The following is a 10,082-nucleotide window of genomic DNA, read 5'->3' as shown; positions in this document are numbered from 1 at the left end:
GATATGCCGAGATTTTTCAGACAACTGCAGTTCTTTTCTCATCATCAATAGTGGAACAATGATCAGCATAAGCAGTAATACATTGAAAAGGGCATTAAATATGACATGAAAAATCAGAGAGATAGAAGTGTCAATGACAAACCAGAGGGTGATCCCAATGAAAATACATTTTATGGCCCACTGTTCCCTTTGCGCCAAGGGATAGACGGCGAGAAAGGCGATGAAGATACCCCAACCGGCGCAGGTCGCCCCCAACACCCCGTAAATCCAGGCTTGAAAGTCGTGAAGCGGTTCCTCCAATGGGAAGGAAGACCAAAAGACCGGATTCACCTGATTATTGAACAAAAAATCAAAGAGCGGCGTTTGGTTGAAAAAAGCCAGAAGAATCCCGAAGAAGGTAAACGCCAAACCAAATCCGAAGAGCCATTTGCGCCAGAAATCATAACCCATCAGGAACCCTCCTTACATGAGTGTGATTTCCACGATGATATTGCTGTACTTGGTACATAAATGCCTCAATTCTGTTGGTAAGATGACCCTTTTCGAGGAAGTCATAGGACAGTGTCACGTTTGGTAGGTTATCATGGTCCTTGTAAACGGAACCGAGGAGACCTGCAACGAGATTATGAATCATACATTGGAAGCCTAACAAGTTGACGATGCCCGCTACGCCGTGTTCGAGCAGGCGCAGCACATGAGAGAAAGCCATGATCACCAGTGGTTCACTTCGTTCATCAACATACTTCGAACTCCGTTCGATCATTTGGATCACCGTATCATCGGGAATGCACTGCAAGCGCCCTTCGAAAAGTTGGATGATTTTTTTCATATCCCGATGGCCTACATAGGATTTTAGCGTATCTCCAAAAAACTCAAGGTAATTTTTCCTTCGCAAGGTTTTTCTCGGTTTCATGCCCATCTGGAATTCCAAGTAAGTGCCCCAGATCGGAACGGTTCTCACTTCAGCGCCTAACGATTCCAACTGCTTGATGATGTTATCATTCGCAAAACTGTTTCCCCTGGTGTAATCGTCTCCCACGAGACCCACGATGGGACGGTTTTGTTCGCGATTGACTTGGATTTTTTCGAAAGCGGCGATACAGTCGGCAAGGACCTCCAACAGGTCTCCTTTGACAATGGCGTCACAGATTTTATCTAGCGATTCTTGGTATAGTGTATCTGTATCCCCTGGATGTATTTCGTACGGTCGAATTTCTGTGACTTTTTGACCAAGCAGTTCAATGGACATGATGCCTCGAAAGACGTTTCTGGCAAATTTGATGCCAAAGACACTCAGCACCTCGTCTTTATCAACAGATATGCGAGGCGCGATGACAGGCAGGTCGGGATAGCCCAAATCTCTCAAGACAAACTTAATGGCAGTGGAAAACGCGGATACCCGGCAGGCCAAATCTCCCGCCGGCATCATGAGCGCCGATGTAGCGGGATCAAATTCTGGGTCCTCTGTCATCCTGACCGCATCGCCGACATGCATGATATAGGGTAAACACTCTTTCCCTGAGCTATGAGCCCGGCCATATTTCTCCGTTTGCTCGTCGTGAACCGGAAGCATCTTCGTTCTGATCCCGATCGACGCAAAGGCGGCCGCGATCGCTCGATAGCTATCAAAGCCCCAGGGAACATAAAGCAAGCGGTCGAACTTTTTCAATTCCGGTGAAGGAATAAAGGGTTGGAACTTTGAGGTGAGGCGCTCAAAACTGGACGTTTTTTCGAATTGAATGTTATTCATGAACGCTTCGATCCGTGTCAGGTAACCGACGTCAGAGGTATGCTCATCGACTTCGAGAACCAAGAATGATTTTTCGCAAAACAGTTCTTCCAAGTATTTAATGATGAAGGAATCAGGGCCGCAGCCAAAATTCGTCACAAGTACGGGAAAGAGGTCTTTGCTCTGGGTGATGATTTTGGCGGCTCGCAGCAGATCTTGTCCGCAAGACCAGATCATGTCCATATAATTCGAGGGAAGCTGTTGTTCGGAAAGAGGCAAGCAGTCGTAGGGCAAGGAAATCACGTCAAATTCCGATAACTTATCAGCGAGCCCCATGTTGAGGAAAGGATCGCAGACGTTGTACACTTTGCCGAGAATGACGGCTGCTTTTTGCTCCATCGATACTTGTTGGAGCAGGTTTTTTCCAATCTCTTCGCAGTTTCGGCGAAAATCGGACTGCGCCTCCGCCGCTTTTTGAACAGCTTCTTTAACACGGGGGAGATCCTTCCCCAGCTTTAGGCCCAACGAGACGAGTTCGCTCTGCCAGTCAACATCTTCTCGGTCACGATAAAAACAGGGTGTATAGAATTCAAGCGTCGTAAAATGATCTTTGATCAATCCGGGCATTCCTTGAATGAAAGGGCAACTATGATTGCGCTCCAGATCTTGAACACGACGTTCAAATTCGATCACCGACGGAAAAAAGACCTTTGTTACCCCCAATGCCTGGAGTTCAGCGACATGACCGTAGACGACCTTGCAGGAGTAGCAGTTGTCGATGGTGGAGGTTTCCGCTCCCCGGTGAGCGATTTTCGTATTGGTTTCTTCGGTTATGACGACATCAAAACCTAGCTCTTGCAGAAATGTGCAATATAGAGGGAATAAATCGTAAAAAAGCTGGGCGCGAGGTATGCCGATCCGATCTCGTCCGTCCTGTGTTGGCCGATGATAACTCAACAAAAGTTCTTGACGTCTTTGCATCAGATTTGGCAGACGATGTTTGTTCGTCGCCTTACGCTCATATTTTCCGCAAGAACCGCCGTAGTTGAAGGATTTCTGGCCTCCATCGAGGGTCACATGACCGATGCGACAACGATTCGAACAATCGTGGCACTGAAAAAACGTTTGGTGATAATCTTGAGCGATGGTGTTGATTCCATAAAATGAACTGGTTTCATCATTTTTCAGGGAACGAGCCCATTCTTTGGCAAACAAGGCCATGCCATAGGCCGCGGAGACTTCGTGATGTTCGGGAACCATGAGCTTTTTGCCAAGGATGTTTTGAAAAGCAGAGACGACGCTGGCATTCAGGGCTACACCGCCGAGAAATAATATGTGGTCTCCGATCGGCTTGCCGACGACGACTTTTTCTAAATAGTTTTTCACAATAGCGTAGCTGAGACCACCGATCAAGTCCGGGGTGTTTACGCCCATCTGTTGGAAGTTGACGAGGTCGGATTCCATGAAAACGGTGCAACGGCTGCCCAGATCACAAGGATGAAGGCTTTCAAAGGCCGCTTTGCTCAATTCGCTTACGGGATAATTGAGTCGATCCGCTTGTTCCTGCAGAAAGTACCCAGTCCCGGCGGCACAAACCTTGTTCATTTCGAACTCGACAACACGACCTTGATGGATGCGGATGAACTTAGAATCTTGTCCGCCGATCTCAATAACCGTATCGACTTCCCGATACATCTGGATGGCCGCTTTGACCTGGGCGCTGATCTCGTCTCGGACGACGTCGGCGCCGATAAACCGGGATACGAGAGAACGACCGCTCCCGGTAACCCCGACCCCCGAGAAGCGGATGGCCTTTTGGTTGCCTCGCTTTTCTTGAAGCTGGTTCAGGGCGTTTTTTACGGATTGTATGGGTCCCTCGCGATTCAAGGCATAGACTTTCTCAACCAATTCGAGGTTTTCGTTGATGACGGCGACACAGGTAGAAGTGGAACCGATGTCAATGCCGAGATAGAGATTGCCGGTCCAATCATGCCGGCCAGGCGGTATGACGGTGCGTCTCTGGATATCTGGGATCAATCGCGGAAAATGACGTTGAACAGCCGGGGCCTTGGTTTCAATATGGATGTATTTTTCCAGCTCTTTCATGAATGTAACCAGGTTGTGGCCGGTTCCATCGTTAACTTGACTCCATAGGGCGGCGCCGATGGCGCCCATCACTTCGTAATGTTCGGCGATGATGAAGTCTTCATCAGAGAGCCCGAGCGACTCACGGAACGATTTTACAACACCTTGGTTAGCCGCCAACCCGCCTTGGAAGATAACCGGTTTTTCCACATGTTGCCCTTTAATGAACTGCGCAACATAGTTGCGGACGACAGCATTGCAGATCCCGGCGGCGATGTCTCCTTTGGGGACGCCTTCCTGCATCAGGTGAACGATGTCGCTCTTGGAAAAGACGGCGCATCGACCGGCAATGAAAGCAGGATGATTCGACCCAATCGCTAACTTGGCAAAGGTGTCAAGGGACAGTTGCATCCGCTCCGCCTGTTGTTCGACGAATGCGCCTGTTCCTGCGGCGCAAATATCGTTCATCTTCTGACTGATGATGCGAACATCTTTTGCATTTGTTTCAGAACCTGATAACAGAATGTGCTTGGAATCCTGACCGCCGATTTCAATGACAGAGCGCACGCCAGGGTAAAAGTGGGCAGTTGCGGTAGCTTGCGCTACAATCTCGTTTACGGAAGGGATCGATAACCGGTTGCTGATCAGCTTTTGCCCGGAGCCGGTTACGGCGGCTCGAAAAGAAGACAATTCCTTCTTCAAGGCTTCGTTGAGATGCAAGAAAGAGCGGTAGAGTGTTTCGACAGGTTTGCTATGATGTTTTTCATACCGCTTAAAGCGGACCTGATCATCGGGATCTAAGAGGACCACTTTGACCGTGACGGAACCTACATCAAGTCCCAGTGACCATTGGCGGTCACCGTTATCAACGCTTTTCTTTGTCGAGATCAATGACTTGCAAAACCTCCTCCATCAGGTCGATCCAAGTAACTTGAGGAGCGCATCGAGGTTGCTTGACGCCGGTCAGCAAAAAAATCAGATTCGTAGCCGCCAATGTGCTGGCCAACAGGATCGGCGGGGCGAACGTAGGCAGATATCCTCCTGCGCCCATGCCTTTCAGGTAGGCGGCAAGGTCAACATACTCGGGAATGCGGGGGAATAGTTTCCTTCCCAATTTGAGCAAATCTTCAGGAGAGAGCGAGGCGGGGAGGGGACCAAAAAATTCGTCATAGGTTGGACCTGTAGGTGAGAAGACGACTAAACTCGCGCCAAAGCCGAGGGCAGGCGCTAGAAATACATAGAGACCTTGGGCTCGGGCAGCCACGATCAAGCTTTTACGGATCTGTGGATTGAGAAAATCGATAGCGTCAACGACGGCGTCGGCGCCATCCAAAAACCGGTCCAGATTCTCCTCTGTCAACCCCTCGGGATATGTTTGAATATCTACTTGAGGGTTGATTTCCCGTGCCATCTGTGCCAGAACGTCAATCTTCGGTCGACCGACGGTGGATGGAGATGCTCCGAATTGTCTGTTGCAATTGCTGACGGAAAAAGTATCAAACTCGGCGAGAGAAAATTTTTCAACGCCTGCCCGAACAAGCATGTGCAATACATTTCCGCCGATGGCGCCCAATCCGGCCATCGCCACCCGTGATTTTCTCAGGCGATGTTGTTGTTCGGGCGTGATCACGCCGATATTTCTGGAAAAGAGATCGTTCCATGGCAGGTTCATCTATGGTTTACCTCGCAATCGCATCGTTTTTCGATCAACGGGATTCGAATTTTGAACAGCCCTGTTCTTTTAATCGATGAAGTAAACGGCTGAGACTTTCCGGATCGAGAGCACATAATTCATACAGCGATTGGAGGGACTGCTGTAAATCGTTATCATCGGGTTCACTGATGTCCATCAATATCTTGGCCTCTTGGCGCTGGATGCTGCCGAAGCGAAGCATGACGGCGATATCCGGTTCGAGAACGTTGATCCCGTTGAGCGACTTATAGAGGTATCCAGCCGCATCATGGATTTTACAATCATAGTGCCCCAGGAGATAGTCGTTATCAGGGCGTCGCCAGTTTATGGCGCTGCACAATTCTTTCTTCATTCTTTCTTCGTTATAGGAAGTGAACAGGAAGTAGGCTAAGAACTCTGGGGTAAAGCGATCGACGAACTGATCCGGAGCAACAAAGAACTCTCCAAGAACCTCCCGAGCATCCTCTTCCTGATCAAACAATTGCCGAATCCAATCGCGCATGCGCTCGTGAATCGGCGCCATGACAGAAGCGATCGTATTGAAGTCATGTTCCTTGCGATTCATCGCCATCATCGGGAGGAATATATCTCGGCTGCCTGGGAAAAAGTTGCGGTACATTTGAAAAGGGGAACGTCCATGCACCAAGAAGGGGATTTTATTCTCAAGGCAGAGCTTGATTCCTAGAAAATAGCCGCCAAAAGCGCAAGCGATACAGGGGTCGCCAAGTTTATTCATCGCTGCTTTGTAAAACTTTTGATGGATTTTCCAGTTTGGTTTGTGATAGTAATGGTCAACCCCAAGGGTTTTGACAGTCTCCCGGATGGATGAGAGTGAAAAGTCTGTTAGAAATCCATTGTCGTAGGTGATGGCAAGGACCTTTAATTTGTATTTGGTCACCATTTTGTATAGAACGTAAGTGCTGTCCTTGCCTCCGCTTAACCCTACGGCAATATCATAGGCATATTTCCCTCTCACTTTTTCAAAACGTTGTGACAGTAGAGGTTCGTATAAGGGGTAATTATGAATGTCTGCTTTATGTTCGTTATAATAATTGCAATAATTGCAAGTTCCTCGATCATCGAGCTTTACTTCAAATTTTCCTTCCGGAAGCAGGCACGAGGCACATCGATTCATAGCCGATAATCTCCTATTCGATCCGATTTTTCCTCACTTGGTCGCACGTTATGACGTCTTTCGATTGGCGGCGTTCTCGTTCATTGCCGCCAACGTAGCGGCATTGTAGTAATTGTTCGGAACATAATCGCGGCGCAACGAGGGCAGCAGCGTATGTTCAATGTCCTCATAGCGCAACGTCTCTTCCATCTCCACCTGCTCGTCGATAAACTTCCAAATCCTCGAAGGCGCCCGTCTGCCCATAATGTAGGCTCGTCCCAAGGCGGGCCGCCAATGAAAGGTGGGGCTTTGAAGCATGCGTCTGAGCAGTGTTCCGGTGGAAGCTGTCTTTTCATACAGACCCCAGTAATGTTGATACCACTCTCTTTTGGGCAGCGCCGTGCGCATTACCATGTATTGCAAATTGTAATAGGCATAGTCGTAGGATGCTAATTTCCCCTCATGTTTTGCCTCAAAAAACAAAGGTGTCCCTGGCACAGGCGTATAGGCGACAAAGACAGGGTAGGTGATGTGATGACGATTCACAAAGTCCCAGATCGCATCAAAATCTGCTTTTTGAAATTCTGGCATGATCACAAAATGAGCCCAGTTTTCGATGCCGAGTCGATCCAGGACTTTTTGGGCTTGCACATTGATATCCACACTAGATCGTTTATTTAAAACAGCGAGATGACTGTCGGTTACGGCTTCCATACCGACAACGAGAGCGCCCAGGCCGATTTCTTTCCAACGTTCAAGCAGATGTGTCTTATTCACGATGGTGTCGGTTCGCGCATAGGCCAATATTTTTTTCTTGACATGATGTTTTTTTAGCAAACGATAAATTTCCATGGCGTTGTCTTCATTGTAAAACGTATTATCGTCGGTCAAGTGCACATAGGTTTGAGGCTGGCTGATGATGTCTTCGACGACTTCCTCCGGTCTTCGATAGCGGAACGTCCCCCGGGCCGCCGCCCATAGGGAGCAGAAACTGCAACGGTGGGGACATCCCGAGGTCGTGATGGTGTAGATGTTGTTACGAAATTCGAAAACAAAGCCGTAATTTTTCTTGTATTTATCGAGGATCAAGCTCCGATCAAACTTCGGCCATGTCATCACACCGGATTTGACAATCCGTGGTGGAGTGATCACATATTTGACGCCGCTACGGACGGCAAGACCGGATACCTTCGTAAAATCCTGCCGATCTAGGACAGACAAGGCGACCTCCCGAAAGGTTTCTTCCCCCGGTCCGATACAGATCAAGTCCACATGGGGATGGAAAAAGTCTTCCGGAAGCAGGGTGGGATGTTGACCGCCGACGATGGTGACTGTTTGTGGACATTCTTTTTTTGCTAAGCCGAAAAGACGTTTTATATTGGGTATCTCACCGCCTGTATGAGAAGAAGAGCCGACCATGTCAGGTTTGAACTCTTGCAGAATTTTGATAAAGTTCTCATCGGTGTCAAAACGTCTGTCGAAAATATAGGTATCGGCAATATCTTGAATCAAGCCGCCAAGCAAAAGCCCATGCAACGGTTCATAGGTTGGAAAAGCGGCCACATATCGTCGATCCCATTCAGGTTGAACGAATAAGAATTTTAATTTTGAAAAAGAAATCGCACTCACCCTCTTAACATAGTTTCAATGTACTCTTTTCCTTTGGCTTTGGCATTCGCCCGTATTTCTGGTCTTAAATGAAGGAAATAGGTGAAATCCTCTTTGGATATGGGTTGAATCAGCTTTTTTAATGTTTCAATGATCGGAAGTTCTTCCGCATAGGGCATAAAGTTGCGATAGAATGTTTTCGCTGCGGCTGTTTTCGCATCTATATGCCTTTCGAGCTCGAAATGTAATAGCCGGCATGATACGCCTGTTTTGTCGTGAAATCCCTCTAACCCGCTGTTTTCAAATAATAAATGGCGTTCGTAGAAGGGCGCATGTTTCGGCATGACGGTAATCACGAGATGAGTCAACTGAAAGACGTAGTAGTTAATCATTGTGACAAAGTTAAACAGTTTTGAGAGGAGCATGCGGCTCTCGCTCTTATCCGCCTTTAGTCCCAACGAGATGATTTCAGCCATTTTCTTTCCTGTGAGCCGATGGTCGTTGACGGTGTCACAGAAAACGTCATCAACCGGCAAGCCAGCCTGTGAATCGACCACGCTGGTTACGGATCCAATCACTTGCCCTTCCTGCAGTAAGATGGTTGTTACAGAATAGGGAAGCAGTTCGGCCAAGGAGTACCAAAGGTTCGATGGGTGCGGGGAACCAAGACCGTTCTGAAGATAATTTTCATACATGAATTGATAGGACATGAATCGAAGGTCTTTGTTATAGGCGATTGTAATTTCATATTTTTTTTCGTTGAACGTAAATTCTTGACAGACAAAGTATGGTTCCATTTTGTGAATTAACGGTGCTGACTCCATGGAATCCCCCCTTAACAGAAAAAAATTGGTTTTCCTAATCGTAGCAAAAACATCCCCAAACAAATATGGGATAAATTGTAACTACCTTGCGTTTATGGTAGTATAATCTTGTTCTGATGTCGCAAGGGGGGGATTGAAAAATATGGATCATCAGAAAGAATTGAAAAACTTTTTATCTCGAAAAAGAAAACAGCTAAAAAGAGAAAAGCTCGGTCTGAGCGTTCTCGATAAACGGCATCAATCAAACTGCCCGAAAAGACATGAAATAGCAAGTTTGCTGCATATCTCGCCGGAATGGTATGAGCGTATTGAACAGGGAAGGGCCAATATCTCCGACGACTTGTATATACGAATCGTGAATTTATTTCAGTTCACAGAGGAAGAGCAAACCTATTTATCGTACTTGATCGGCAAAATGCCGTCGATGTCTTCACAAGCATTTAGTTTTATGACGGCCGAGGAACTGGATGCATTATATCTTCTGGTTCAGAAGATTCCTTACCCCGCAGCTTTAAACGACTATTGTTGGAACATTCTTCATTGGAACGATGGCTTTGTTCAGGTTTTTGGTGACATCGGATCTTTACTTCCGGAAGAGAATCGAAATAGTTTATCCTTCCTATTTCATGATTCATTTCGTGAACGCATTGTGAACTGGGACGTGACAGCGAAACAAATGCTTGCTCTATTCCGAGCCGATTATATACGACGTTCTATTCAACCCGAAATGAAGGAGAAGTTCGAGAGTATTATTAATGATCTTTATAACAAAAACGAAGAATTTGCAAAGTGGATGGAAGAATTGCCTTTTTGTCTAAAGTCGAATATTGAGATTACCGTCAAAGATGGTTCGATGGGATGTATGAGCTATAAACAGGCTTCATTTATACTTCATGACAATCAAAATATTTACTTAACTGTCTACATGCCTATTTTGAATAGTAAACAAGGAAAAACTCAGATTGGCTGAAGATAATTTTAGCTTAGATACAAAAAAGTCCGACTACGGTCCATAAGGAGCGTGTCGGA

General features: G+C 47.0%; 7 protein-coding genes. 1 reads left to right on the top strand and 6 read right to left on the bottom strand.

Annotated elements, in window-relative coordinates; genetic code table 11:
• The 6 genes from GTO91_RS09790 to GTO91_RS09765 form a co-directional block, all read right to left on the bottom strand.
• Positions 1 to 450, bottom strand: a 450-nt coding sequence (locus GTO91_RS09790) for a hypothetical protein (RefSeq protein ID WP_161258427.1), incomplete at its 3' end; no start/stop codon positions are given.
• Positions 440 to 4,705: an acyl-CoA dehydratase activase gene (locus GTO91_RS09785; RefSeq protein WP_161258424.1), complete on the bottom strand. Its 4,266-nt coding sequence runs from the start codon at positions 4,703 to 4,705 to the stop codon at positions 440 to 442. The genes GTO91_RS09785 and GTO91_RS09790, both read right to left, overlap by 11 nt.
• Positions 4,680 to 5,486: a ThiF family adenylyltransferase gene (locus GTO91_RS09780; RefSeq protein WP_161258422.1), complete on the bottom strand. Its 807-nt coding sequence runs from the start codon at positions 5,484 to 5,486 to the stop codon at positions 4,680 to 4,682. Before GTO91_RS09780 ends, GTO91_RS09785 begins: the two co-directional genes overlap by 26 nt.
• A gap of 34 nt (positions 5,487 to 5,520) precedes the next feature.
• Positions 5,521 to 6,642, bottom strand: coding sequence for an adenine nucleotide alpha hydrolase family protein (locus tag GTO91_RS09775; RefSeq protein WP_161258420.1), 1,122 nt, complete (start codon positions 6,640 to 6,642; stop codon positions 5,521 to 5,523).
• A gap of 48 nt (positions 6,643 to 6,690) precedes the next feature.
• Positions 6,691 to 8,250 (bottom strand): B12-binding domain-containing radical SAM protein, encoded by a 1,560-nt coding sequence (locus tag GTO91_RS09770; RefSeq protein ID WP_161258417.1) that lies wholly within the window; start codon positions 8,248 to 8,250, stop codon positions 6,691 to 6,693.
• Positions 8,247 to 9,053, bottom strand: a complete 807-nt coding sequence (locus GTO91_RS09765) for an N-acyl amino acid synthase FeeM domain-containing protein (RefSeq protein WP_161258414.1) — start codon at positions 9,051 to 9,053, stop codon at positions 8,247 to 8,249. The genes GTO91_RS09770 and GTO91_RS09765 overlap by 4 nt, the downstream gene beginning before the upstream one ends.
• Positions 9,054 to 9,195: 142 nt before the next feature.
• On the opposite strand from GTO91_RS09765, the gene GTO91_RS09760 reads away from it, so the two are divergent.
• On the top strand, positions 9,196 to 10,023 hold the full coding sequence (locus GTO91_RS09760; RefSeq protein WP_161258411.1) for a helix-turn-helix domain-containing protein: 828 nt from the start codon (positions 9,196 to 9,198) through the stop codon (positions 10,021 to 10,023).
• Positions 10,024 to 10,082 lie beyond the last annotated feature (59 nt).

The sequence above is a fragment of the Heliomicrobium undosum genome (genome assembly GCF_009877425.1).
Lineage (GTDB): Bacteria > Bacillota > Desulfitobacteriia > Heliobacteriales > Heliobacteriaceae > Heliomicrobium > Heliomicrobium undosum.
The sequence above is the reverse complement of the archived record's forward strand: the minus strand, read 5'-3'. Positions and strand labels throughout refer to the sequence as shown.

Coding starts and splice junctions, on each gene's coding strand:
- GTO91_RS09780 (WP_161258422.1), bottom strand. CDS start 5,486: ATGAACCTGCCATGGAACGATCTCTTTTCCAGAAATATCGGCGTGATC.
- GTO91_RS09775 (WP_161258420.1), bottom strand. CDS start 6,642: ATGAATCGATGTGCCTCGTGCCTGCTTCCGGAAGGAAAATTTGAAGTA.
- GTO91_RS09765 (WP_161258414.1), bottom strand. CDS start 9,053: ATGGAGTCAGCACCGTTAATTCACAAAATGGAACCATACTTTGTCTGT.
- GTO91_RS09760 (WP_161258411.1), top strand. CDS start 9,196: ATGGATCATCAGAAAGAATTGAAAAACTTTTTATCTCGAAAAAGAAAA.